The 24,322-nt window shown below is 72.3% G+C and carries 27 protein-coding genes; 11 read left to right on the top strand and 16 right to left on the bottom strand.

The window, feature by feature from the left end; translation table 11 throughout:
• Positions 1-1,498 precede the first annotated feature (1,498 nt).
• Entirely contained in the window at positions 1,499-2,239 is a 741-nt protein-coding gene (locus tag AB0C26_RS30780) for an HAD-IA family hydrolase (protein ID WP_360254580.1), read from the bottom strand.
• A 64-nt stretch (positions 2,240-2,303) separates the two neighbouring features.
• On the opposite strand from AB0C26_RS30780, the gene AB0C26_RS30785 reads away from it, so the two are divergent.
• Complete coding sequence (locus AB0C26_RS30785; RefSeq protein WP_360254582.1) at positions 2,304-5,054, top strand: DEAD/DEAH box helicase; 2,751 nt, start codon at positions 2,304-2,306, stop codon at positions 5,052-5,054.
• A 49-nt stretch (positions 5,055-5,103) separates the two neighbouring features.
• Entirely contained in the window at positions 5,104-5,892 is a 789-nt protein-coding gene (locus tag AB0C26_RS30790) for an SAM-dependent methyltransferase (protein WP_360254584.1), read from the top strand.
• Here AB0C26_RS30790 and AB0C26_RS30795 read toward each other — a convergent pair.
• Positions 5,889-6,536 (bottom strand): hypothetical protein, encoded by a 648-nt coding sequence (locus tag AB0C26_RS30795; RefSeq protein WP_360254586.1) that lies wholly within the window; start codon positions 6,534-6,536, stop codon positions 5,889-5,891. The genes AB0C26_RS30790 and AB0C26_RS30795 overlap by 4 nt on opposite strands.
• A 16-nt stretch (positions 6,537-6,552) precedes the next feature.
• On the bottom strand, positions 6,553-7,302 hold the full coding sequence (locus AB0C26_RS30800; protein ID WP_360254588.1) for an NAD(P)-binding domain-containing protein: 750 nt from the start codon (positions 7,300-7,302) through the stop codon (positions 6,553-6,555).
• 91 nt (positions 7,303-7,393) lie between these two features.
• Here AB0C26_RS30800 and AB0C26_RS30805 point away from each other — a divergent pair, with 91 nt between their 5' ends.
• The 4 genes from AB0C26_RS30805 to AB0C26_RS30820 all read left to right on the top strand — a co-directional run bounded on the left by AB0C26_RS30805 (position 7,394) and on the right by AB0C26_RS30820 (position 8,874).
• Positions 7,394-7,762, top strand: a complete 369-nt coding sequence (locus tag AB0C26_RS30805) for a MerR family transcriptional regulator (RefSeq protein ID WP_360254590.1) — start codon at positions 7,394-7,396, stop codon at positions 7,760-7,762.
• Between the two features lie 9 nt (positions 7,763-7,771).
• The gene (locus tag AB0C26_RS30810; protein ID WP_360254592.1) at positions 7,772-8,029 is read left to right on the top strand and encodes a hypothetical protein; all 258 of its coding nucleotides are present in this window, start codon (positions 7,772-7,774) and stop codon (positions 8,027-8,029) included.
• Entirely contained in the window at positions 8,026-8,322 is a 297-nt protein-coding gene (locus AB0C26_RS30815) for a barstar family protein (RefSeq protein ID WP_360254594.1), read from the top strand. Before AB0C26_RS30810 ends, AB0C26_RS30815 begins: the two co-directional genes overlap by 4 nt.
• Before the next feature lie 150 nt (positions 8,323-8,472).
• Entirely contained in the window at positions 8,473-8,874 is a 402-nt protein-coding gene (locus tag AB0C26_RS30820) for a VOC family protein (protein ID WP_360254596.1), read from the top strand.
• On the opposite strand, the gene AB0C26_RS30825 is transcribed toward AB0C26_RS30820, so the two are convergent.
• Together AB0C26_RS30825 and AB0C26_RS30830 are read right to left on the bottom strand one after the other, a co-directional pair.
• Complete coding sequence (locus AB0C26_RS30825) at positions 8,871-9,806, bottom strand: transporter (RefSeq protein ID WP_360254598.1); 936 nt, start codon at positions 9,804-9,806, stop codon at positions 8,871-8,873. The two genes, AB0C26_RS30820 and AB0C26_RS30825, sit on opposite strands and share 4 nt — an antisense overlap.
• A 62-nt stretch (positions 9,807-9,868) precedes the next feature.
• Positions 9,869-10,273: a hypothetical protein gene (locus tag AB0C26_RS30830; protein WP_360254600.1), complete on the bottom strand. Its 405-nt coding sequence runs from the start codon at positions 10,271-10,273 to the stop codon at positions 9,869-9,871.
• Positions 10,274-10,295: 22 nt separating this feature from the next.
• On the opposite strand from AB0C26_RS30830, the gene AB0C26_RS30835 reads away from it, so the two are divergent.
• On the top strand, positions 10,296-10,754 hold the full coding sequence (locus tag AB0C26_RS30835; protein ID WP_360254602.1) for a TetR/AcrR family transcriptional regulator: 459 nt from the start codon (positions 10,296-10,298) through the stop codon (positions 10,752-10,754).
• Positions 10,755-10,761: 7 nt separating this feature from the next.
• Here the strand turns inward: AB0C26_RS30835 and AB0C26_RS30840 are convergent, their stop codons facing one another.
• A complete protein-coding gene (locus AB0C26_RS30840) occupies positions 10,762-11,409 on the bottom strand; it encodes a PRC and DUF2382 domain-containing protein (RefSeq protein ID WP_360254604.1) in 648 nt (215 codons plus the stop codon).
• A 110-nt stretch (positions 11,410-11,519) separates the two neighbouring features.
• Between AB0C26_RS30840 and AB0C26_RS30845 the strand changes: the two genes are divergently transcribed.
• The gene (locus tag AB0C26_RS30845; RefSeq protein WP_360254606.1) at positions 11,520-12,335 is read left to right on the top strand and encodes a PRC and DUF2382 domain-containing protein; all 816 of its coding nucleotides are present in this window, start codon (positions 11,520-11,522) and stop codon (positions 12,333-12,335) included.
• Here the strand turns inward: AB0C26_RS30845 and AB0C26_RS30850 are convergent.
• The 3 genes from AB0C26_RS30850 to AB0C26_RS30860 all read right to left on the bottom strand — a co-directional run bounded on the left by AB0C26_RS30850 (position 12,328) and on the right by AB0C26_RS30860 (position 15,185).
• Complete coding sequence (locus tag AB0C26_RS30850) at positions 12,328-12,645, bottom strand: DUF6401 family natural product biosynthesis protein (protein WP_360254608.1); 318 nt, start codon at positions 12,643-12,645, stop codon at positions 12,328-12,330. The genes AB0C26_RS30845 and AB0C26_RS30850 overlap by 8 nt on opposite strands.
• 89 nt (positions 12,646-12,734) lie before the next feature.
• Entirely contained in the window at positions 12,735-13,739 is a 1,005-nt protein-coding gene (locus tag AB0C26_RS30855) for a nitronate monooxygenase (RefSeq protein WP_360254610.1), read from the bottom strand.
• 9 nt (positions 13,740-13,748) lie between these two features.
• Positions 13,749-15,185: a GNAT family N-acetyltransferase gene (locus AB0C26_RS30860; protein WP_360254612.1), complete on the bottom strand. Its 1,437-nt coding sequence runs from the start codon at positions 15,183-15,185 to the stop codon at positions 13,749-13,751.
• Positions 15,186-15,270: 85 nt separating this feature from the next.
• Here AB0C26_RS30860 and AB0C26_RS30865 point away from each other — a divergent pair, with 85 nt between their 5' ends.
• Positions 15,271-15,903, top strand: a complete 633-nt coding sequence (locus AB0C26_RS30865; RefSeq protein WP_360254614.1) for an HD domain-containing protein — start codon at positions 15,271-15,273, stop codon at positions 15,901-15,903.
• A gap of 52 nt (positions 15,904-15,955) precedes the next feature.
• The gene (locus AB0C26_RS30870; protein ID WP_360254616.1) at positions 15,956-16,738 is read left to right on the top strand and encodes an alcohol dehydrogenase catalytic domain-containing protein; all 783 of its coding nucleotides are present in this window, start codon (positions 15,956-15,958) and stop codon (positions 16,736-16,738) included.
• Here AB0C26_RS30870 and AB0C26_RS30875 read toward each other — a convergent pair.
• The gene (locus AB0C26_RS30875; RefSeq protein WP_360254618.1) at positions 16,705-17,652 is read right to left on the bottom strand and encodes a LysR family transcriptional regulator; all 948 of its coding nucleotides are present in this window, start codon (positions 17,650-17,652) and stop codon (positions 16,705-16,707) included. The genes AB0C26_RS30870 and AB0C26_RS30875 overlap by 34 nt on opposite strands.
• Positions 17,653-17,746: 94 nt before the next feature.
• Here AB0C26_RS30875 and AB0C26_RS30880 point away from each other — a divergent pair, with 94 nt between their 5' ends.
• Positions 17,747-18,217 (top strand): cupin domain-containing protein, encoded by a 471-nt coding sequence (locus AB0C26_RS30880; RefSeq protein ID WP_360254620.1) that lies wholly within the window; start codon positions 17,747-17,749, stop codon positions 18,215-18,217.
• Positions 18,218-18,449: 232 nt separating this feature from the next.
• Here AB0C26_RS30880 and AB0C26_RS30885 read toward each other — a convergent pair whose 3' ends face one another.
• From AB0C26_RS30885 to AB0C26_RS30910, 6 genes are all read right to left on the bottom strand, one after another.
• Positions 18,450-19,181 carry a 3-oxoacyl-ACP reductase family protein gene (locus AB0C26_RS30885; RefSeq protein WP_360254622.1) on the bottom strand — a complete coding sequence of 244 codons (732 nt, stop codon included), beginning with the start codon at positions 19,179-19,181 and terminating at the stop codon, positions 18,450-18,452.
• A 286-nt stretch (positions 19,182-19,467) separates the two neighbouring features.
• Entirely contained in the window at positions 19,468-20,193 is a 726-nt protein-coding gene (locus AB0C26_RS30890) for a hypothetical protein (protein ID WP_360254624.1), read from the bottom strand.
• Positions 20,194-20,196: 3 nt separating this feature from the next.
• Entirely contained in the window at positions 20,197-21,468 is a 1,272-nt protein-coding gene (locus AB0C26_RS30895; protein ID WP_360254626.1) for an enolase C-terminal domain-like protein, read from the bottom strand.
• A complete protein-coding gene (locus tag AB0C26_RS30900) occupies positions 21,465-22,289 on the bottom strand; it encodes an amidohydrolase family protein (protein ID WP_360254628.1) in 825 nt (274 codons plus the stop codon). The genes AB0C26_RS30895 and AB0C26_RS30900 overlap by 4 nt, the downstream gene beginning before the upstream one ends.
• Complete coding sequence (locus tag AB0C26_RS30905) at positions 22,286-23,230, bottom strand: aldo/keto reductase (RefSeq protein WP_360254630.1); 945 nt, start codon at positions 23,228-23,230, stop codon at positions 22,286-22,288. The genes AB0C26_RS30900 and AB0C26_RS30905 overlap by 4 nt, the downstream gene beginning before the upstream one ends.
• Positions 23,227-24,312 carry a mandelate racemase/muconate lactonizing enzyme family protein gene (locus tag AB0C26_RS30910; RefSeq protein ID WP_360254632.1) on the bottom strand — a complete coding sequence of 362 codons (1,086 nt, stop codon included), beginning with the start codon at positions 24,310-24,312 and terminating at the stop codon, positions 23,227-23,229. The genes AB0C26_RS30905 and AB0C26_RS30910 overlap by 4 nt, the downstream gene beginning before the upstream one ends.
• Positions 24,313-24,322: the final 10 nt, after the last annotated feature.

Here is a 24,322-nt window from a genome sequence, read left to right on the forward strand (position 1 = left end):
GTCCTGGCCTGATTCGGCGAGCTCCGACTGGTCATGGTCGGTCGCGACCGCGTTACCGCAATCGTGGCACGCGAATGGGGGACGGAACTCGCTGACATTGAGGCTGCGGCAGAATTCGTCATCGGTGGCGTCGGCGCAGTGATCGCTGGCGGGCGTGGGCTCGGCGTGGGAGTCGGTCGCGTCGCAAGGGCCATCGGCGGTGGAGGGGCAAGTGTCGGAGTGGGTGGGATCGCCTGCGGCTGAGGGTTCGGCGTGGGTGTGGGTGGGATCGCTTGCGGCTGAGGGCTGGGCGTGCGGGTTGGTGGGATCGCCTGCGGCTGAGGGCTGGGCCTGGCTGTTGATGGCTCTGGAACTGGGGCTGTTGCTGACGGCTGTGGAACGGATGTCGGCGATGGTGGAACCGACGTGGGTGCCGGCGGCTGCGGGGGTGAGGGCGGTGCTGCCGCTTGTGGTTGCGCCTTGGCTTCTTGCTCGGCCTGGTGGTGGCTTTCCTCCATTCGTAAACGGAAAAGCTTGATTCCGTGACGCTGAGCTAGGCCCCATTTTCGGCGGCGATCCAGTTTGCGTCGCTCGGCGTCGTTTCCGGGTGACCATTTGCGGGACAGTGTTCGATCGCTCATCGCGGACATCTGCTTGCGAGAGAATAGGCCGATCTGCTGGTAATGCATGACCAATTATCTCGCGATCGGCGAGGGCGGGCCATCCGGAATCGGTTCTCGATCATGCCAACTTGTGCCAGCACTCTGCGCCTGGTATTACATGAATCAAATCATGGAAAAAGGCGGGCCGAGGTGCGCGAGGCCCGGAGCGCACGAAGCGCAAGTCGGGCCACCATGCGCGACTCGGCACCCAGTGCCGTGGAGAGCCGAACAAACCGCCCCTCCAAAGGCGAAGCCGGCGCCATGGGAAGTGGGCGCAATCGGTCGCTGCGGGTGAGGTCGGTGTTGCAGTGGGCCCAGGCACGCCCGTTCCGTGGAAGTGGAGCGCGACCGGCCGCCGGGTGAGGCGGGTATCGGAGCGGCTCGGCGCCTCGCGCTGTGGCCGGCGGGGCGCCGCCGGCGAGGTCGAATCGGCTGGGCGGAGCGGCGAGGCGGGCGTGGAAGCAGGTGAGTGAGGGGTAGGCGGGCGAGCGGAGCGGCGAGGCAGCCGTCGAAGGGGAGGGCGCAGGGCGAGGCGGGCCTGGAAGTGGGCGAGCCGAGCGGCGAGGCGGGCATGGGGGGAGGGGCGCAGGGGCGAGGTGGGCGTGGAAGGGGAGGGGCGCAGGGGCGAGGTGGGCGTGGAAGGGGAGGGGCGAGGCGGTGAGGCGGGCGTGGAAGCGGACGACGAGCCGGCGTGGAAGCGGGTGAGCGGAGGCGCGAGGCCGGGCGTGGAAGCCGGTAACTCGAGAGGCGAGAGAGCCGCGGTAGCGGGTAGGTGGAGAGGTGAGGCGGGCTTTGAAGCGCGACCCCACACCTCCGTACCGCCGAAAGCGGCGAACTGCCCCAAAGCGACCAGACCGCTAAGCCGCGCACCCTGCCAGTGCCAGCGTGGCGGCCAAGCCGTTGGGGCGGCCCGGTTCGGCTGCGGGGAGGACCAGGGCCGCGCAGCCCGCCTTGACCGCGCCCGCGTCGGCCGGTGTGTCGCCGACCATCAGGGTGCGTTCCGGGTCGGCGCCGACCATGCCGCACGCGCGCAGGAAGATGGCCGGGTCGGGCTTTGTGCGGCCCAGCTCGTAGCTCAGGGCGAACGCGTCCACCAAGGGCGACATGCCCCACGCGTCGAAGTGGGGGCGGATGTCGAAACCTATGTTGCTCACCACCGCCACCTTGATGCCCGCCTCGTGCAGGGTGCGCAGTGTGGACGCCGTGTCCGCGTAGGGGAGCCAGCCGTCGGGGCCCAGCAGACGGTCGTACAGGGCGTCGGCCAGACCCTCCACGTCCGTGGCCACCGTGGCGGCCAGGCCGGTGTAGGCGGCTCGGTGGCTGTGGGCGTACAGGTCGCGGTCGGACCAGTGTTCGGCCAGGTGTGGGGGTACGCGGGTGGGAAGCGGGCCGCCGGCGCGGCCGGCCATGACCAGGCGGTCGGCCAGGACGGTGGCCTTGCCTCGGTCGAGGCTGTGACCGCATGCCGCGGCCGCGGCCAGAACCCAGGTTACCGGGTCCTCTACCTGCGCCAACGTGCCGTGGAAGTCGAACAGCACGGCGTCGACCTGACGGTGCGGCCGATGGGGAGGGTGATCGGTCGATTCAACATCCGGCACGGGAGCACCATACCTATCGTGCCCGTGCTGCAAGTTGTCACACCCACGAACTAGCCTTGTGGTCATGACGAGTCCCGCCGAACGGTATGCGGAATCGAAGCGGCGGGCGGCCCGGGTGGCCGAGTTTCCGGCGCTGGACGATTTCATGCTCGACGTCGGTTTCGACCTCGACGACTTCCAGCGTGCCGCTTGTGAGTCGCTCGAGCGTGGCAGTGGCGTGCTGGTCTGCGCGCCCACCGGTGCCGGCAAGACCGTGGTGGGCGAGTTCGCCGTGCACCTCGCTCTGCGGGCCGGCGAGCGCAAGTGCTTCTACACCACGCCGATCAAGGCGCTGTCCAACCAGAAGTACCACGATCTCGTCGAGCGGTACGGCCCGGACAAGGTGGGCCTGCTGACCGGCGACAACGCCATCAACGGGGACGCGCCGGTGGTCGTCATGACCACCGAGGTGCTGCGCAACATGCTCTACTCGGGCTCCTCGGCGCTCAAGAACCTGGCGTACGTGGTGATGGACGAGGTCCACTACCTGGCCGACCGGTTCCGGGGCGCCGTCTGGGAAGAGGTGATCATCCACCTTCCGGCGTCCGTCACCCTTGTTTCCCTGTCGGCGACGGTCAGCAACTACGAGGAGTTCGCCGACTGGCTGGTCACCGTGCGCGGGCAGACCGAGGTCGTGGTCAGTGAGCACCGGCCCGTGCCGCTCTGGCAGCACATGCTGGTCGGCCGCCGGATGTTCGACCTGTTCCACGACGCCGACGCCGCCAAGAAGCACGACGTGCACCCTGAGCTGTTGCGTTACACCCGTGAGATGCAACGCCGCCTCGAATTGACCGATCGGTCGTACGGTCCTCGCGGTGGACGCTCGAAGCGGTGGCAGCCGCCGCCGCGGGCCGAGGTCGTCGACCGCCTGGAGCGGGCCGGCCTGCTTCCGGCGATCCTGTTCATCTTCAGCCGGGCCGGCTGTGACGCCGCCGTGCAGCAGTGCCTGAGCGCGGGGCTGCGGCTCACCGACGCCGAGGAGCGGGCCGAGATCCGGCGCATCGCCGAGGCGAAGGTGGCCAGCATCCCGCGCGAGGACCTGTCGGTGCTGGGCTACTGGGAGTGGCTCGACGGTCTCGAGCGGGGCCTGGCCGCCCACCACGCCGGCATGCTGCCCGCCTTCAAGGAGGCGGTCGAGGAGTGCTTCGTGCAGGGCCTGGTCAAGGCCGTGTTCGCCACCGAGACGCTGGCGCTGGGCATCAACATGCCGGCCCGCTGTGTCGTGCTGGAGCGGCTGGTCAAGTTCAACGGCGAGGCCCACGTCGACCTGACCCCGGGGGAGTACACGCAGCTCACCGGCCGGGCCGGCCGGCGGGGCATCGACGTCGAGGGTCACGCGGTCGTGCTGTGGAGCCCCGAGGTCGACCCGCGGCACGTGGCCGGGCTCGCGTCCACGCGGACCTACCCGCTGCGGTCGTCGTTCCGTCCGTCGTACAACATGGCCGTCAATCTCGTCGGCACCGTCGGGGCCGAGAAATCGCGGGAGCTGCTCGAGTCGTCGTTCGCGCAGTTCCAGGCCGACCGGTCGGTGGTCGGGCTGGCGCGGCAGGTGCAGCGCAACGTCGACACCATGCAGACGTACGGCAATGACGCCGCCTGCCACCACGGTGACTTCGACGAGTACTTCGCCATTCGCGTCGCCATCGCCGACCGGGAGCGGGCCATGGCCCGCGAGGGCGCCTCGCAGCGCCGCGCGGCCGCGACCTCCTCGCTGGAGAAACTGCGGGTGGGCGACGTGATCCGGGTGCCGCAGGGCCGCCGGGCGGGGCTGGCCGTCGTGCTCGAGGCGCCGACCGGTGGCTTCGGCGAGCCGCGCCCGCTCGTGCTCACCCAGGACCGCTGGGCCGGGCGGGTCAGCCCGGCCGACTTCGGCGGGCCGGCCGAGGTGCTGGAGCGGCTGCGCGTGCCGAAACACTTCAACCACCGCTCGCCGGGCGCCCGGCGTGACCTGGCCGCCCAGATCGCCGCCACCGGCCTCGACCGGCACGGCAGCGGCCGCCGGCGCAACAAGGGCGCCCAGCCGGGTGAGGACGCCGAGATCGCCCTGCTCAAGGTGCGGCTGCGGCAGCATCCGTGTCACGCCTGCCCCGATCGCGAGGAACACGCCCGCTGGGCCGAGCGGCGGCACCGGCTCGAGCGTGACACCGAGGCGCTGCGGGACAAGGTCGCCGGGCGTACGGGGTCGCTCGCCCGCACGTTCGACCAGGTCTGCGCGGTGCTGGCCGAGCGCGGCTACCTGAGCGGGGACGGCGAGGTGACCCAGGCCGGGCGGATGCTGGGCCGTATCTGGTCCGAGGCCGACCTGCTGGTCGCCGAGTGCCTGCGGCAGGGCGTCTGGGACGGGCTGGCCCCCGACGAGCTGGCGGCCGCGGTGTCCATGGTGCTCTACGAGTCGCGCCGCGAGGGCGACGACCGGGCGTCGGTGCCGAAGGGGCCGGTCACCTCGGCGGTCGACGCGTGCACGAAGTTGTGGGGCGAGATCGCGGCCGACGAGTCCGGCCACGGGCTCAGCCTGACCCGCGAGCCCGACCCCGGTTTCGTCTGGCCGATGTACCGGTGGGCCCGGGGTGAGCCGCTGGCCCGGGTACTGGCCAGCGGGCACAACTTCGACGCCGACATGCCGGCCGGCGACTTCGTGCGGTGGGCCCGTCAGGTGCTCGACCTGCTCGGCCAGATCCGGGAGGCGTCGGCGGCCTCGGCCGACGTGCGCGACACGGCCCGCGAAGCGATCAAGTTGGTCAACCGGGGGGTCCTGGCCTACCAGGCCGGGCTGTGATCGCTCTAGGATGTGTGCACTGTCGATGTATTAAACGCGGGGGTCGGCTTTGGACAGGGTGGACACCACGGTCGCTCATCCGGCGCGGCGCTACAACTATTGGCTGGGCGGCAAGGACCACTTCGCGGCCGACCGGGCCTCCGGTGACGCGATCGAGGCGGCCATGCCGTCGATCCGTACGATGGCCTTGGAAAATCGCCGTTTCCTGGGCCGTGCGGCCAGGCTCATCGCGGACCGCGGGGTGCGGCAGTTCCTCGACATCGGCACCGGCATCCCGGCGCCCGGCAACACCCACGAGGTGGTCCAGGCCGTCGACCCGGCCAGCCGGATCGTGTACGTCGACAATGATCCGATCGTGCTCAGCCACGCCCGGGCGCTGCTGACGAGCGCGCCGGCCGGCACCGTGGCGTACCTCGACGCCGACCTGCGCGATCCCCGGTCCATCCTGGACCACGCCGACCTCAAGGCCACCCTCGACCTGAGCGAGCCGGTCGGGCTGCTGCTGATCGCGGTGCTGCATTTCATCCGCGACGACGAGGACGTCACCGGCGTCATCCGTACGCTGCTCGACGCCCTGCCCCCCGGCAGCTACGTCGCGGCGACCCACGCCACCTGGGAATACCTGCCGGCCGAGGCGATCGCCAAGCTGACCGCGGCCAACCCGGACGGCCGTTTCCAGGCCCGCGACGGCGCGGATTTCGCGCGCCTGTTCGAGGGCCTCGAACTGGTCGACCCGGGCGTGGCGTCGGTCGCCCACTGGCACGCCTCGGACGAGCCGCAGCCCCGCCCGGCGGCGGAGGATGTGGCCTGCAACGGTTTCGTGGCCCGCGTACCCTAATCGCCCGGGCAGTCGTAACCGCCGACGAAGTAGACGCATTCGGTTCGGTGGTGGCGGCGCTCGTCCTGCAGGTGGTTGACACCGTTCCGGACCGAGGTGACGACCGGGAAGAAGATCACCAGGACCAGGACGACGAGTACGCCGGCTGTTCCGCGCGCCCGGTAACGAACCCCGGCCACCAGGGCGGCCAGCAGCGGCAGGCCCAGGGCCAGCAGGCCGCTGAGGAGCATGGTCCGGTCGATCGACGAGTAGTCGCCGAAGGTCTGCGGGGCGGCGTCCCGCAGCAGCCCCGGATCCCTGTCGGCGATCATGGGAAGCGCCACGCAGAGCAGCCAGAACGCCACGACGGCGGAGCCGGCGAGCCCCTTGACCACCGTTGAGCGGGCGGGCATCCGGCCGGCGATGTGGGAGGCGGTCCAGCGGGCGGCCACGACGAGACACAGCACGACCACCACGATCACCACCCAGCCGGCGATGCGCATGGTCAGCTGGGCGGCGTCGTGGTCGGCGAGCCAGTCCGGGAGCAGCCCGACCGTGATGGCCGGACTGGCCACCGTCAGGGCGGCCGCCGCCAGCAGGAGCCCGCCGAGTCCGATCACGACAGCGGTCAGCAGCGGTCCCCGGGATTCCCGTTCGTCGATCACTGCCAGACCCTATCCGTCAGGCCGAGGGGGTGATCCGGAAGCCGGCCGGTTGGCGTTCGGTGGTGGCGGCCAGTTCGGCGACCGTGGCGGCCGAGATGGGGATCAGCGGCGTGGTGGCCAGCCAGGCGTAGATCTCCGGCAGGCTCAGGCCGGGCGGAACCGTTCCGGTGAAGACCTCGTAGTACAGCGGGGTGTTGGGCCCGATGCGCCAGCTTTCGGCGAGGCCGCCCACGTCGACCGTGTCGAAACCGAAGTCGTCGATCAGTTCGGCGACCCTCGCCTTGGCGGCGGCGTCGTCGCCCGTGATGGGCAGGGCGGTGCGGTCCGGGGCGCCGGCCGGGCGGGCCAGTTCGCGCAGCAGTCTGCCGTTCACGTCGTGAAACGCCTTGACCACCGAGGAGCGCGACAGGAACCGCTGCACGAGTTCACTGGAGGTCAGCTCGTCGGCGTCGAGCTCCGGGCGCGCCCAGCCGGTCACGGCCGGTGCGTAGTTCATAATGTCGATCACCGTCTTGCCGGCCAGCGCCTCCTGGGGCAGTTGCTCGTAGTTGGCCAGCGGGATGGTCGCGACGACGAGGTCGCCCGCCCGCGCCGCCTCGGCCGGGGTGGCGGCCCGGGCCAGCGGGCCGAGCTCGGTGATCAGGTCGCCGAGGCTCGCCGGCCCGCGCGAATTGCTGATCACCACGTGCCGGCCGGCGCCGACCGCGCTGCGGGCGAGGGCGGAGCCGATGGTGCCGCTGCCGATGATGCCGAGCGTTCCGGTCATGTGACTGCTCCTGAGCGAGGGAAACGGGTGCGGTGGCTACGCTAGGAGCTGACATTGATGTGAGGTCCCGGCGTTGTGGTGGTGGTCATAGGTGCGCATCGGGGAGCTGGCCGCCCGCACCGGTGCGAGCGTGCGGTCGCTGCGCTACTACGAGGAGCAGGGCCTGCTGACGGCCGAGCGGGACTCGGCGGGCCGCCGCCGCTACGCCGAGGCGGCCGTTGCCCGGGTGGCGCTGATCCGGCGCGGGTTCGCGGCGAGCCTGTCCAGCCGGGTGATCGCCGAGCTGCTGCCGCTGCTCGAGGCCGCGTGCGTGCCGCGTTCGCGGGCCCTGCTGGACGCCGAGCGGAAGCGGCTGGAGGCGGAGATCACCGCGATGACCGAGGCCCGGGTACGCCTCGACGAGGTCATCGCCATCGCCACGGACCCCACCTGGAGATGTGATGTGGAGACCGGGTCCTAGGCTGGGTGCGTGCGGACGGTGGGCGTGGGGCTCGGGCAGACGGCGGCGATCTGGGTTGCGGTTGTGGTCGTCGCTTTGTCCGTACGCAATAGCGCTGTGGCCCTGACCGCGATGACCGCCGGGCTTCTCGGGTGTGTGGTGCTCGGCGTCTGGCACAAGCGGCGGGCCCGGGCCGACAACGCGGTCGGGGCGTTCACCGGGGTCGTGTTGTGGCCGGTGCTGATCGGGGCGGCCCTGGCCGCCGTGAACATCGTGGCGTACGAATGAACGAGCTCGTCATCGACCTGCGTGGCCGCGTGTTCGCGACGGCGCGTGACTTCTGGGCGGCGCTGGCCGGGCCGGCCGGGCTGCCCGACTGGGCCGGGCGCAACCTCGACGCCTGGCAGGACACCGTCGAAAGCGGCGGCATCTCCGAGGTCGTCGACGGCCACGACCGGGTGGTCGTCCACGTCGACCGGGCCGGGTGGTTCGCCGACGAGCGGAACGCGGGCCCGTTCGCGCGGGACTTCGGCGGCGAACGGTCGCGGCTGACGGTTCACTCCATCGAGGATGATCGTTAGAGTTTGAACGGCGGCGAGGCGCGGTAATCGGCGGCATGCTGCCCGACACTCTGCGCCAGGTGACGCATCCCATCGCCCAGTTCGACGGTCTGGTCCTCGACACCGCCGACCCCGGGCGGGGTCCGGCCGCCCGGCGACGACCCCTGGTTCGTGCTGGCCGACCCCGAGGGCACCGAGTTCTGCGCGTTCCCGGCGGTCGACGACCGGCCGGCCGGAATGTTCGAGCTCGTCGTCAAATGCTCCGACGCGCACGGCTTGGCCCGCTGGTGGGCCGGCGTGCTCGGCGGCCGCGTGGTCGAGGAGGGCGAGTCGGCGGCGGTGCTCGGCGCCCCCGAGTTCCCGTGGGACTACATGGTTTTCGACCCGGTTCCGGGAATCGAGCGCTACCGCAGCCGTACCCGATGGCACCTGGAAGCCCGCGACCGCGACCTGACCGCCCTGCTCGCCGCGGGCGCCGTCGCCCGGGCCGAGCCCAGCGCGGACGAGCCGTGGTGGACCCTGGCCGACCCGGGCGGCAACGAGTTCTGCGTGCTGCTCGCGCCCGGTCTTTAGCCGACCGTGACCGGCGTCGCGGCGTGGCGGCGGGACTGCTTGCGCAGGGCCAGGGTGGCCGACTTGAGGGCGATCAGGCCGATCAGGACCGTGACGACGGCCAGGACCAGCCAGGACAGGGGGCGCCAGGCCGCCGCGTGCTCGCCGGACAGCCAGTGGATGGTGTAGGTGCCGCTGGCGGCGATGGTGAAGGTCAGGGCCCAGAAGCCGTGGGCGAACGGCTGGCGCAGGTAGTTCGGGGTCAGGAACAGCTGCACCAGCAGCAGCGGCACCATCGTGCCGAGCAGCAGCAGGTCGATGGTGTCCAGGGTGCCGCCGTTGATGGCGTACCAGGCGTTGCCGGCGACGGCCGGCGGGGCCGAGAAGATGGCCATCGTGGGCAGCAGCGGTCCGGGCAGGGCGGGCCGCAGGGCGAGCCGGCCCAGCAGCAGGGCGCCGATCAGGAACCAGAACAGGATGCCGACGCCGAACGCGCCGACCGCGACGGCGTGCCAGCCGGCCAGCGCGGCCGACTGGGCGCCGACCAGCGAGGCGGCCACCGTCGGCAGCAGGTAGCCGGCGTGCAGGGTGTCGATGTCGAGGCCGCCGCTGAGCAGGTGGGCCACGAACCAGCCGGCGAAGACCGTGGCCAGTACCAGCATCACGGCGATGACGACCCGCCCGCCGGTGAGCCAGGCGCCGGTCAGGCGGCCGCCCATCAGCAGGCCGGTGGTGGGCACCAGCGCGGCGAACGGTCCCAGAATGGGATGGCGCAGGTCGGCCGGCGAGGCCTTGGTGAAGTAGCGGGCCAGCAGGGCCAGCCAGACGACCAGCACCGCCCACCAGAGCACGTCGCCCACGACCGCGGGAACGAGACCGGCGGCGGCCGAGGCCGTCCAGGTGCCGGCCAGCCCGGCGAGCCCGAAGGCGATACCGAAGAGGTTGAGCGGCATCGTGGTCCTTCCATCGATGGTTTCTGCCACCTCCAGGCTCGCCGGAGGACCATCGGGGTGGATCAGTCGATTGACTGGCGGATCCGGTGACGAGGCTCGCGCAGGGTGCTGCCGGTGACGGCCATCAGCAGGGCGGCGGCGAGCAGGATGAGGACGGTCGCGTGCCCGCCGAACGACTCGTAGGCGAGGCCGGCGAGCAGCGGGCCGCACGGGGTGGCGAGCCGGGAGACCAGCTGGCGCACGCTCTGCACGCGGCCGAACAGGTGCTCGGGGGTGATGGCGACGGTCCTGGCCAGGACGGCGGCGTTCCAGGCCGGGAACGGCAGGGTCAGCACAGCCCCGAGAGCGCCCAGCAGGTACGGGTCCGTCGGCGCCGATGGTGTTGGCCATGCCGCCGAGGACGGTCGTCGCCCGCAGGAACGGCTCAGCTCGTACGAAAGCAGGACGCTCTTCGGCGAACGCGGCATTCATCGCACGTCGCTGGACGAGGTGGCCCGGCACGCGGGGCTGACCAAGGGCGCCATCTACGCCAACTTCGCCGGCAAGAACGACCTGGTCGCGGCCATCCTCGAGCGCAAGCTGGCCGGTGACGGCGACCCGGAGCCGGCGGCCGGGCCGCTGACGTCCTGGCTCGAGGCTCTGGGGGCGCGGTACGAGGCGACCATCGACGAGCCGGAGAACCGCCGCTTCATTCAGGCGTTCGCCGAGTTCTGGCTGCACGGCATGCGCGACGAGGCGAGCCGAGCCGTCGTCGCGCGCTGGCTGCGGACCATCCGGGAGAGCCACGCGGCTCAGGTGACGGCGCTCGATGGCGATTCGGCGCTGCCGGCCGAGCGGTTGGCGGCATTGATGCTGGCGCTCGATATCGGGGTGGCGCTGCAACATCTGATCGATCCGGAAGCCGTGCCCGCGCGCCTTTACGGGGACGCGCTCAATAAACTGCGATAATCATTTTTCAGGCCGGCGGCTCGTATTCGATCTGTTCTTTGTGGACCGGAGCGGAAATGGTCTCCTCGTCGGTCACGGTCTCTTTGCGCAGGCGGACCCGCTCGACCGGCACCTTCTCGGTGGTGACCACGGGGCGTTCGGCGTAGAGGGTCGTGTCGGTGGCCGGAGCGTCGGGGGCGTCGACCGGCACGCGCTCCAGCCGGACCTCCTCGCGTGTCACCGGGACGGTCACCTGACGTTCCTCGGTGACCACGTACTTGCGGAGACGGACCTTGGTCACGGGCTCTTCCCGTACGCCGGTGACCAGCCGTTCCTCCGAGCGGGTCATGGCGTCGTCGCTGGTCGGGGAGCCGTAGTGCGCCTGGAGGCGGTCCGCGTCGGCGTACTCCAAAGGCCCGTCGGTGTCCACCATGGGCGCGGCCCGGACCAGGGCTTCGCCGACCGCCACCCGCAGCCGCCCGGCGTCGAGGCGGGCGCCGCGCAGGGGCACGAAGGACTCCTGGAACGTCAGCGCTCCGGTCCGGACCGTCACCCACAGTGGCTCGCCGCCGTGCGGGTCGAGGTAGATCTGGCCGACCGGGCCGAGGCGCCGGTCCGCATTGTCGTAGACCTCGGCGCCGCTCAGGTTGTCAAGATCTTCCCGTGAGATCGCCATTATCGGGTGATACCCACGAGGCCGCGTAAAACACTTTAGAAATCGCATGCATGGCGGCAAAGGCGGCGGGTACGGATTGGGGCATACCCAGCTCCAAGGAGGACCCCCTGATGATTGCTCTGGACCAGGTTCGCGCCCTGAGCGGACACGACGTGTACGGCCCCGACGGCGACAAGATCGGTAGTGTCGGGCAGGTGTGGGAGGACGGCTCCGGGCAGCCCACGTGGGCGAGCGTCAAGACCGGGCTGTTCGGCCTCAAGGAGTCGTTCGTGCCGCTGAGCCAGGCCGACCTTCAGGGTGACCGGCTGGTGCTGCCGTTCGACAAGGCCAAGGTGAAGGACGCCCCCAACGTGGACGCCTCGCACGACGAGCCGCTGACCAACGACGACGTCGAGCGGCTGTACGAGTACTACGGGCTCAGCTGGCAGGACAGCAACCGGGCGTACGAGGCCGGCGCGGCCGCCGGAAACGCCAACTACACCGGCGCGACGGTGCGTGAGGACGACAACTACGACAACTACACGGCCCGGCACGACGACGACGGGGCGATGACCCGCTCCGAGGAGCGCCTCGAGGCCGGGACGCGGCGCGAGGAGGCCGGCCGGGCCCGCCTGCGCAAGTACGTGGTGACCGAGCAGCAGCAGGCCACCATCCCGGTCGAGCGCGAGGAGGTCCGCCTCGAGCGCGAGCCGATCACCGACGCCAACCGGGACGCCGCGTTCGCCGGCCCCGACCTCACCGAGTCGGAGCACGAGGTCACCCTGCACGCCGAGCGCCCGGTCGTGGAGACCGAGACCGTGCCGGTCGAGCGGGTCCGCCTGAACAAGGAGACCGTGACCGACGAGGAGACCGTCAGCGGCGAGGTGCGCAAGGAGCGCATCGAGGCCGACCTGCCGGGCGAGGGCGACAACCGCCGGTTCAGCTGAGACGGGCGGCCAGGACGCAGACCGCGAGCAGGTGCAGCGAGGGCCAGGAGGCGCCCTCCCACCCGTTCGCGGTCTCGTCGGCCGACCAGCCCTTGGCCATGACCGTGTCGGCGACCCCGTCGGCGTAGGCGGCGAGCGCCTCCGGCCGTGGGTGCCCGATGGTGTCGCGGATCTGCGCGATGTGCTGATCGACGGCCGCGGCCAGGCCGGGCCGTGACCGCATGGCCTCCATGCCGTCGGCGCCGAGCCGCTGGGACCACTGGGCCAGGGCCAGCCAGGCCGCCGTGGTCACCCGCTGCCTCATTTCCATGACCAGCGACCGTACGGGCCGTCCCCGCCCCCGGCAAGGTCCACAACCGGCATTCGGTCCGTTCGGCCGAATCCTTCCGGGCGACCCGGCTACGGCGTGAGCGCTCTGATCAGCTCCGCGACCGGGCCCGGGTGGGCGGCCGCGAATCCGGTGCCCGCCCACAGGTTCAAGGCCGCCGCGTCACCGGCCGCCGCGGCGGCGGCGCGGATCGGGGCGGTGAGGTGATGGACGGCCGGATAGCCGATCGGCGCCACCTCGGAGTAGGTGTCGATGAACCGATTACGCAGCCCCCGGGCCGGGTGGCCGGTGAACGCCCTGGTCACGGCCGTCTCCCGGTAGTCGCCGGAGAGCATGGCCGCCCGCTGGGCCGGGCGGGTGCCGGCCTCGTCGGCCAGCAGGAAGAAGGTGCCGGCCTGAACCGCGGCCGCCCCGGCCGAGAGCAGGGCCGCCACGTCGGCCGCCGAGCCGGTGCCACCGGCCGCGACGACCGGCAGCGAGCTCACCCCGAGCACGTCGGCCAGCACCTCGGGCGCCGTGGTGTGCCCGAGATAAGCGGCCGGATCGGTGGTGGAGGCGTGCCCGCCGGCCGTCCCGGCCTGGGCGATCAGCGCGTCCGGTTCGCCGGCCAGCGCGCGGGCGGCCTCGTCGCGATCGGTCACCGTGATCAGCACCCGGGACCCGGCGTCCCGTAGCGCGGCGATCGCCCCGGTTGGCGGAACCCCGAACGTGAAGCTGACGAACGGCACCGCGTACCGCTCGGCGAGGGCCAGCTTGGCGCCGAAATGGTCGTCATCGGCGAGGCGCGGCGGCGGCAGCTCCACCCCGTAGCGGGCCGCCTCGGCCGCCAGCGTCTCCCGGTAGCGCCGGATCGGTTCCGCGTCCGCGGGTGACGGCGTCGGAACGAAGATATTGAGGCCGTACGGGACTTCGGCGCGGCGTACGGCCCGCAACTCCGCCTCGACCGCCTCCGGCGTCTTGTATCCGGCGGCCAGGAAGCCGAGTGCGCCGGCCTTCCCGGCCGCGACGACCAGGTCCGCCGTGGTGGGCCCGCCCGCCATCGGCGCGACGACGACGGGACCGGGCAGCTCGAGCATGAACCGACCCTACGACGTGGGCCCGGCCGAGGACGGAGTCGGCTTGACGTAGCGGTGGCAGGGCACGCCGATCGTGCCGCCCGGGTACCTGGCCTGGTAGGTGAAGGGGCCGTCGTCGGCCCAGCCGCGCCGCTCGTAGAAGCGCCGGGCCCGCGCGTTGCCGGCCACCACGGCGAGCCAGGCCGTCGCGTGGCCGCCCGCGGCGACCTGCCGCTCCGCCTCGTCGAGGAGGTCGGCCGCCACGCCGCTGCCGCGACTGGCCGCGGCCACGTAGACCTGCTCGACCTCGTCGCCGTCCACGGTCACGAAGCCCACTGTGGCGCCGTCGGCCACCGCCACCGTCGTCCGGGAGACCATCGCGGCGGCGCGGGTGCGGAAGGACTCGCCGGTACGTACCGGAATCAGCTCCTCGGGCACGTGACCCCGGTGCCCGTCGCGCCACCCCGATTCCCAGATCCGGGCGATCGTGGGAACGTCCTCGTCGCGGGCTGGCCGCAGTTCCGCCGGCATGCGCCGACCGTACCGGAACCGCTGTTGATAGGCGCGCGGCGAGACGCCGATCCGGCCGATGACGGCCCGCCGCAACGTCTCCGGGCTGCCGATGCCGGTGCGCCGGGCGGTGGCCGTCACGGAATGGCCCTCGGTGAGCAGGCGCAGGGCGGCGTCGACCCGGACCGACTCGACGTACCGGGCCGGGCTGGTGCCGAGCTCGCCGCGGAACAGCCGGGACAGGTGACGCCGGCTGACACTGATTCTCGCGGCCAGGACGGGGATTGCGTGGTCGCCGGCCGGGTCGGCGGCGACGGCGTCGGTCAGCTCCCGCAGTTTCGGGGTGGTCGGGCGGGGCAGCGCCAGCGAGGGCGAGAACTGGGACTGGCCGCCGGGGCGCTGGAGGAAGACGACCAGTTCCCGCGCGACCGTACGGGCGGTCTGCTCGCCGTTGTCCCGCTCGACCAGGGCGAGGGCCAGGTCGATGCCGGCCGAGACCCCGGCCGAGGTGTAGACGGCGCCGTCGGCGACGAACAGGGCGTCCGGCTCGACGGCGATGCCCGGATAGGCGGCGCCGAGCAGCCGCGCGTGACGCCAGTGCGTGGTCGCGCGGCGGCCGTCGAGCAGACCCGCCGCCGCGAGCAGGAAGGCCCCCGTACACACGGAAGCCGTTCTTCCCGCCCTTTCCGAGAGCAGCCGGGCGGCATCGATCAGCGGTTGCGGGATCGGCGTCACGGGCAGGGCGTCGCCGCCGACGATGAGCGCGGTGCCGACGTCCCTCGCCTCGTGGGCGGGACCGTCGACCGGCACGCGCACGCCCGTCGAGCTCACCACGTCACGCCCGTCGGGCGAGCGCACCTCGAGCTCATAGCCGCCGGCCTCGGCGAACACCTCCAGCGGCCCGGCCAGGTCGAGCATCTTCATGCCGTCGAAGACGAGCGCGACGACCCTGTGCACGATGCGGCCTCCCATGTCCCGATCCGAGGCAAGCATGGCAGGAAGGACACGGCGGCGCGGCCGTGCCCCGCGTGAGAGTGGGCACATGAACATCGCCGGAATCGCCATTCCCGACTCCCCGCTCGCCCGCGAGGCCACCGCGCTGGTCCGCGAGGCCGCCGACGACCTGCTCTTCCACCACTCCCACCGGGTCTTCCTGTTCGGGTCGCTGCGGGGGATCCGGCTCGGGCTTCAGGCCCGACCCGAGTTGCTGTACGTGGGCGCGCTGTTCCACGACCTCGGCCTGACCCCGCGCTACCGGCGCGACGACCAGCGTTTCGAGATGGACGGCGCCGACGAGGCCCGCCGGTTCCTGCTCGCCCACGGCATCGGGCCGGACGAGGCCCGCGTCGTCTGGGAAGCGGTGGCGCTGCACACCACGCCCGAGATCCCGTACCGGCTGGAGCCGGAGGTCGCCCTGGTCACCGCGGGCGTGGAGACCGACGTGCTGGGCCTCGGGCTGGGCGAGCTCGACCCGGCGGCCGTACGGGCGGTGGTCGAGGCCCATCCGCGACCGGGCTTCAAGAAGGCCATCGTCGACGCCTTCGCCGAGGGCTTCCGCCACCGGCCGGACACCACGTTCGGCACGGTGAACGGCGACGTCCTCGAACACCGCGTCCCCGGCTACCGGCACATCGACTTCGTGGACGTGATCGAGAACTCCGCCTGGCCCTCGTGACCTCCGTCTCGCCCACCGGTCGAACGGCCGCCGGGCGGGGAAGCATCTCAGCATGCGATCAGTAGTGGAACGGGACGTTCCCATGCCAGGGGCCGGGGAGATCCGGGTCCGGATGCACGTCGTGGGTGTGATCCCGGCGGACGCCGGCTCGGGGCGGACCACCGGCGTGCCCGGGCAGGACGGCGCGGGCGTGGTCGACGCGGTCGGCCCGGACGTGCCCGGGCCGGCGGTGGGTGACCTCGTCTGGGTCTGGGGCGCGCAGGGGACAGCACAGGAGTACGTGGTCCTGCCACGCCGCCACGTCGTGCCGCTGCCCCCGGGCGTCTCGTTCGACGTGGGCGCCTCGCTCGGTGTTCCGGCGCTGACCGCCCACCGGGCGCTCACCATGGCCGGCGACGAGCCGCGGCGGCTGGTGCCGGGAGCGCTCACCGGCCGGGTGGTCCTGGTGCCGGGGGCGGCCGGGGCGGTGGAGAACGCCGCCATCCAGCTCGCCTCGTGGGCGGGGGCGCACGTCGTGGTCACCGTCGCCTCCCCGGCCGAGGCGGAGCTGGCGCGGGCCGCCGGCGCCGACCACGTCCGTCTTCCGGAACCGGATGGCGGCGGCGGGCTTTCCGAGCCGCCGGACATCGTCGTGGACGTGGCCGCGGCCGGGTCCATGACGGAGGAGCAGCGGGACGAGGCGGTGGCGTCGGTGAGCGCGGCCGTGGCCGCGCACCGGCTGCGGGCCGGCGCCGGGGCCGGGCTGCCGGTCACGCGGTTCCCGCTGGCCGAGGCCGCGGCCGCCGTCGAGACGGCCGCCGGTCAGGCCGCCGGGCGGGTGCTCATCGACATCTGAGCCCGCCACACCTCCGGGTGCCGGCCGGTCAGGACACGGGCCGCGGCCCGGCAGCCGTCGACGAAGTCGAGGACCGCCGGGTCGCTCTCGTCACGGCGCCACAGCACGCTCATCCGCCCGCTCACGCCCGGCACCGGCACGAACCGCAGATCCGGGTAGCGGCCCAGCCGGAACGAGGCGGGCACCACCGAGACGCCGAGGCCGTCGGCGACCAGATCGGGCACGGCGGCCGGCGCGGTCGGCACCGGGCTCAGCTCGACCAGGGCGGCCCGGGCGGCGGCGTCGAGCTTGGCCCAGCAGTGCGCCCGCTCCCGCACCGGGAACAACAGCGGATCACCGGCGAGCGCGCCGAGCGGGATCAGATCGCGTTCCGCGTACGGGTGCCCGGCCGCGACCGCGGCCACCGACGGCTCGTCGGCGAGAACCTCACCCCGTACCTCAGCCGAATCCGGCGGCCCCCAGCTGAGCGCCGCGTCGATCGTGCCGGCGGCCAGCGCGGCGCTCTGCTTGTCGTCGTCCACGTCCACCACCACGACCCGTACCTCGGGCCGGGCCGTCTTCAACCGCCGGATCGCCTCGGCGAGCAGGCCGCCCGGCGGGCTCGGCAGGGGAGCGGCGACCGTGATGCTCCGGCTCCCGGCGACGGCGGCCGCCCGCGCCGTCCGCACCACCCGCTCGTTCTGGGCGAGGGCCCGCTCGGCCTCCGGCACCACGGCCCGCCCGGCCGCGGTCAGGGTGGCGCCGGCCGGCGTACGGTCGAAGAGAAGGACCCCCAACTGGCGTTCCAATTGCTGGATCTGGCGGCTGAGGGCGGGTTGAGCAAGGCGCAGCCGCTGCGAAGCGCGCCCGAAATGCCCCTCCGCGGCCACCGCGAGGAAGGACCGCAGCAGCCGGGGTTCGAGGTCTGAGGTCACCCCGCCGAAGCTACCCGCGCCGATGCCGGCGCGGCATGGCCCGATCGCGAATCGGACTTGGACGTCTGCCCCTCCGGACAGGTTCGCTGGTGACATGACCTACGTAACCGGCTCTTTCGCCAAGCCCGTCGTGACCGACCCGCAGACCCGCGAGGCCGTGAACTTCCTCGGCGGCCTGATCAGCATGCGGGCGACCTGGGCCGACACCGACGGCGGCTTCGCCGTCCTCGAACACAACGGCGAGCGCGGCTACATGTCCCCGCTGCACCTGCACGAGGCCGACGAGGAGACCTTCCTGGTCCTGGAGGGCACGCTCCGCGTCGAGGTCGGCCCCGACGTTCACCACGTCGGGGCGGGCGGCCTGGCCCTGCTCCCTCGCGGCCTCGCCCACGGCTTCGTGGTGACGTCCCCGCAGGCCCGCTTCCTGACCCTGCACACACCGGCCGGCTTCGACCGCTTCGTGGCCGAGGTCGGCGCCATCACCCCACCCCCGACCCCGGCCGAACTGACCCGCCTGGCCGCCACCCACGGCGTCCAGATCGTCGGCCCGCCGCTGCTGCCCTGACCGCCGCCTCTGATGTGGTGCCGTTCCCGCCACCGAACGCGCCGATGCGGGGGAGACCGAGCATGCCTGCTTGGGCGTCGGCCTTTCCCGCCCGAGTGGCCAGGAGCGCCTGCCCGGCCGCTCGGTGTGGTCGCCGAGGCGTTCGCTGACCGCGGCGACCTCGGCCGAGCTCACCGCGACCCCTCCGGCGATGGCGTTCCCTCCGCAGCCGCACGGACATGGGACGGGCTGGTCAGGCGGTGAAGCCGCCGTCGACGTTGAGGGTGGCGCCGGTGATGTAACGAGCCTCGGGGCTGGCCAGGAAGGCCACTGCGGCGGCCACGTCGGGTGGGGTGGCGTAGTGGCCGACGGCGGTCAGAGCGGTGACGGCGGCGGCGTTCGGGCCGCCGGCCGGGTTGAGGTCGGTGTCGGTGGGGCCGGGGTTGACCAGGTTGACGGTGATGGCGCGGCCGCCGAGTTCGCGGCCGAGGGACTTGGTGAGGCCGGTCAGGGCCGTCTTGCTCATGGCGTAGAGGGAGAAGCCGGGGAAGACGGCGCGTTCGGCCATGTTGCTGCCGATGTTGATGACGCGGCCGCCGGGCGGCAGGTGGCGGGCCGCCGCCTGGCAGGCCAGGAACGGGGCCCGGATGTTGACCGCGATGGTCTGTTCGAGGTCGTCCGGGGTCAGCTCTTCGAGCGGGCCCAGCCGGAAGGCGCCCGCGTTGTTGACGAGGATGTCGAGCCGCCCCAGCTCGCCGGCTGCCCGATCGACGGCGCCGATCACCGCTGTGGGATCGGCGCTGTCCGCTCGCAGGGCGAGGGCCCGCCGTCCCACGGCCTTGATACGGTCGGCCACGGCTTCGGCACTGTCCTGATCATGGTGGTATGTCAACGCGATGTCGGCACCGTCCTCGGCCAGCCGCAGTGCCACGGCGGCGCCGATCCCGCGGCCGCCGCCCGTCACGAGTGCCACTTTTTCGTCCATGACCCCAGCCTGGCCGACGCGTGCGGTGGGGTCTGGCGGGGATCGGACGCGACGGTAAGGTCGGCCGCGTGCGGGACAAGAGCGAGCGGGTTCCCCGGGCGGTCGCGGTGGTTCTCGACGGGCGCCGGGTGCTGGTCATCAAAAGGTTTCTGCGGCTCGACGACGACTGTCCCATGTGTGCGGACGCCGGGTGGCAAGGGCCGAACTGTCCCGGGCACCACTACGCGGTGCTGCCCGGTGGCCACGTCGAGGCGGGTGAGAGCGCGCCGAAGCGGCCCTGCGTCGCTCAACCTTCACCCGGCCGATGTTCGGGGGCCGCTGACGGCGTTGCTGGTGGGTTAGGGGCCGAGGGGCGGCCGGCGACCAGGTCGGCGAGGCCGAGGCCCCAGTGGCCGAAGCGGGCGTCCAGGCCGTCGGCGCGGGCCTGGGCGCGGGCGCGGCGGGCCGCGTCGTAGCGTTTGCGGGACCAGGCCGAGGTGGGGCGGGCCAGGCGGACGGCGCCGATCCAGGCCACCGGGGGCAGGAAGGCGCCCAGGACCGCTGTCGAATACTTTCCCTTGCGTACGCAGATGAGCAGCGCCCCGACGTGCACGAGCGCCGCCGGCACCACCGCCAGGTGGCCGGTGCCGCCGGCGAGCGGGTTCAAGCCGAGCAGCACCAGGCCGAGCACGCTCAGCGTCAGCGCCACGATCCGCACGGACAGTTGCCCCTCCGGCGACCAGTACACGTCCTGCAGGTGCAGGATCAGCGCGAACTCGTCGAGGATCAGCGACGACCCGGACCCGATGAGCACGGCCGCCACGTCAGCCCACGGCCGGCGCCCGCCCACCGCCACCGACAGGTAGGCGCTGGCCAGCGTCAGGACGATGCCGGGCACCGCGTGATGGATGTGGACGCCGCCCGAGACGTTGTTGCGGAACGGCCCCACCCCGGCCCGGATCATCCGGGTGATGGCGCGCGTCGCCACGAACGTCACCAGGAACGACACGAACAGCAGGGCGAAGGGCGTCATGGCTCAGGCCCACTCGGGCCCGTCGGGGAACGAGTACCGGGCGATCGACGACGGGAGCATCCGCGCGGAGAAGCCCGGCGCGGACGGGGCCTGGTAGGCGCCGTCGCGGATGACCACCGGGTCGGTGAAGTGCTCGTGGAGGTGGTCGACGTACTCGATGACCCGGTTGTCGAGGCGGCCCGAGACGGCCACGAAGTCGAACATCGACAGGTGCTGGACGACCTCGCAGAGGCCGACGCCGCCGGCGTGCGGGCAGACCGGCTTGCCGAACTTGGCCGCCAGCAACAGGATGGCCAGGTTCTCGTTGACGCCGGCCACCCGGCAGGCGTCGATCTGCACGAAGTCGACCGCCTCGGCCTGCAGCAGCTGTTTGAAGACGATGCGGTTCTGCACGTGTTCGCCGGTGGCCACCGGCACGCCGGCGCCGCGCCGGATCGCCGCGTGCCCGAGGATGTCGTCGGGGCTGGTCGGCTCCTCGATCCACCACGGGTCGTACGGGGCCAGCGCGGCCATCCAGTCGATCGCCTCGGCCACGTCCCAGCGCTGGTTGGCGTCGACCGCGATGCGGATGCCGTCGCCCACGACCGAGCGGGCCAGCCGCATCCGCCGTACGTCGTCGGCGAGGTCGGCGCCCACCTTCAGTTTGATCTGCTGGTAGCCGTCCGCTACGGCCTCCCGGGCCAGGCGTTCGAGTTTGGCGTCGTCGTAGCCGAGCCAGCCGGGGGAGGTCGTGTAGGCGGGGTAGCCGTGTCGCTGCAGGTAGGCGATGCGGTCGTCCCGGCCCTCGCGGGCGTTCTGGAGAATGGACAGCGCTTCGGCGGGGGTGAGGGCGTCGCTGAGGTAGCGCCAGTCGACCATGTCGACGATCCGCGCCGGTTCCAGCGAGGCCAGGTAACGCCACAGCGGAAGGCCGGCGGCCCGCGCGGCCAGGTCCCAGGCCGCGTTGACGAGGGCGGCCGTGGCCAGGCTGGTGACGCCCTTCTCCGGGCCGAGCCAGCGGATCTGCGAGTCGTGGGTCAGCCGGCGGGAGAACTCACCGAGGTCGCTCGCGTCCTGCCCGACCACGAACGGGGCCAGGGCGTCGATCGCGGCCCGGACCACCTCGTTGCCGCGGCCGATGGTGAAGGTGAACCCGTAGCCTTCGGCGCCCGATTCGGTGCGCAGCACCACGTAGGCGGCCGAGTAGTCGGGGTCGGGGTTCATCGCGTCGGAGCCGTCCAACTCGCGCGAGGTGGGGAATCGTACGTCGTACGTCTCGATTGCGGCGATCTTCACAGCTGGTGCTCCAAGCGGTAGGTGCGGACGGCGGTGCCGCCGAAGACGTCCTCGGGCGTCCCGCCGAGGATTTCCACCAGGGCGGCCCTCACCTCGGCGTAGGTGGCGGCCAGCTCGCAGACCGGCCAGTCCGAGCCGAACATCAGCCGGTCCGTGCCGAACAGGGCGACGGCGGTCTCCACGTACGGTCCGAGGTCGCCGGCCGTCCAGTTCCGGTGGTCCGCCTCGGTGACCAGGCCGGAGAGCTTGGCCACGACGTTCGGGCACGCGGCCACGGGCGCGATGAGGTCGCGCCAGGCGGCGAGCCCGCCGGTCGCGATGGCGGGCTTGCCCAGGTGGTCGAGGACGAACACCGAGTCCGGGAAGGCGGCCGCGGCCCGGGCCACCGACGGCAGCTGGTCGGCGGTGACGACCAGTTCGTTCACCAGGCCGGCGGCGGCGACCGCGGCCAGCCCGGCGTGCAGCCCGTCGAGGTGTTCCGGTCCGTGGCCCTGCACCTGGTCGCGGATGCCGGCCAGGAGGTGCCCGCCGGTGCCGGCCCGGTGGCTTTCGATGGTCGCGGCCAGCCGCGGCGAGGCGAGCGAGGCCCAGCCGACGACGCCCGCGATCTCCGGCGTCGCGTCGGCGATCGCCAGGAACGCCGTGGTCTCGGCGTCGTCGCCCCGGCCGGCCTCGACCAGCACGGTCCGGTCGACGCCGGCGGTCGCGAGCGCCGCCCGCAGATCGTCCACCGTGTAGTCGCGGCGGATCCGGGCCAGCGACGGGTCCTGGAGCCAGGCGTAGTCGGCGGTCCAGAGGTGGTGGTGGGCGTCGATGATCACGCGTCGAGGTCCTTCCACAGCGCCTCCGGGATGGGCAGGGTCGCCATCTTCACCGCGTCCTCGACCTCGTCCGGCGAACGGACGCCCACGAGCACGCAGGTGATGGCCGGATGACGGAACGGGAACTGCAGAGCGGCCGCGCGCAGCGGAACCCGGTACCCGGCGCAGATCCGCTGCATCGCGAGGGCCCGGTCCAGGGTCTCCCGATCCACCGGCGCGTAGTCGAACGTGGCGTCCGGGGAAGGGTCGGCCAGCAGTCCCGAGTTGAAGACGCCGGCCGCGATGACCGACACGCCACGGGAGAGGCAGAGCGGCAGCAGCTCATCGGCGCCGGAGCGGTCCAGCAGCGTGTACCGGCCGGCCAGCAGCACGCTGTCGAGCTGCCCGGTGCGGACGAAGCCGGCCAGCATCGCGGCCTGGTTCATGCCGGCCGACACGGCGCCGATCCGGCCCTCCGCCCGCATCTTCACCAGCTGTGGCAGGGCTTCCGCCGACGCCGCCGCCCAGTGGTCGTCCGGGTCGTGCAGATGCACGATGTCGGCGCTGTCCAGGCCGAGACGGGCCAGGCTTTCCTCGTACGACGTCACAACTCCCGAGGCGCTGAAGTCGAACACCGGGGAGACGTCGGCCGCCTCGGCCCAGATGCCCTGATCCTCTCCGCCGCCCGGTCGCAGCAGCCGGCCGACCTTCGTGGACAGCGCGAAGTCGGACCGCTTCTTGCGGGAGAGCACGTGACCGGCTCGCGACTCGGTCAGCCCGTTGCCGTAGAGCGGCGCCACGTCGAAGTAGCGGATCCCCAGATCCCAGCCGCGTTCGACGGTCGCGTACGCCTGCTCCGCGCTCACCGGCGAGTAGAGACCGCCGATCGGCGCCAGCCCGAGTCCCAGCCGGGTCACCTCGACCCCGGTGCTGCCGATGGGGATCCGTTCGATCGGGTTCATCGCTTCCTCCGGTCGTCGATCGCGTCGCGGTCCCAGGCGATGCCGAGCCCGGGCGCCGACGGGGCCAGGGCGTTACCGTCCTCGACGGCGATCTCGTCGCGGGTGATGGCCCGCAACTGTGGGATGTGCTCGAGGTAGCGGCTGTTCGGCACCGCGCAGCACAGGCTGATGTGCAACTCCATCAGGAAGTGCGGGCAGACCACGATGTTCGCCGCCTCGGCCAGGTGCGCCACCTTCAGCCACGGCGTGATGCCGCCGATCCGGGCCACGTCGACCTGGATGACGCCGGCCGCGCCGCGGCGCACGTACTCGGCGAACTGGCCGGGCGCGTACAGGGACTCACCGACCGCGACCGGGATCGTCGTGTTGCCGGACAGGGCCTCGTGCCCGGCGACGTCCTCGGCCGGCAGTGGCTCCTCGAACCAGTACGGGTCGTACGGCTCCAGCAGCTTGGCCCGGCGGATGGCGTCGCTCGCGGTCAGCGCCTGGTTGGCATCGAGCATGACATCGAAGTCGTCGCCGACCGCGGCCCGCACGGCCCCGACCCGCTCGGCGTCCTCGCGGGGTGACCGGCCCACCTTCATCTTGATGCCCGGCCACCCCGCCTTCTTACTGGTGAGCGCGCCGGATACCAGCTCCTCGGTGGTGAGCTGGAGCCAGCCGCCCTCGGTGTCGTACAGCGGAATGCGGTCCTTGGCCCCGCCGGCCAGCACCCACAGCGGCTGCCCGGCCTCCCGGCACCGCAGGTCCCACAGCGCGGTGTCGACAGCGGCCAGCGCCAGGGACGTGATGGCGCCGACGGTGGTCGCCTTCGTGTGCAGGAACAGGTCGCGCCACACCGCCTCCACGCGCCGCGGGTCCTGCCCGGGCAGCCGGGGCAGCAGATAGTCGCGCAGCAGCGCGAGCACGGCGGTGCCGCCGGTGCCGATCGTGTACGTGTAGCCGGTGCCCTCGCCGCCGTCGTCGGTGCGGATCTCGACGAACACGGTCTCCTGCGCCAGGAACGTCTGAAGGGCGTCGGTACGTAACGTCTCGACCGGGATGTCGATGAGGTACGCCTCGGCGTGGGTGATGACGGGCACGGGGGCTCCC

The sequence above is a fragment of the Actinoplanes sp. NPDC048796 genome (genome assembly GCF_040650035.1).
Lineage (GTDB): Bacteria > Actinomycetota > Actinomycetes > Mycobacteriales > Micromonosporaceae > Actinoplanes.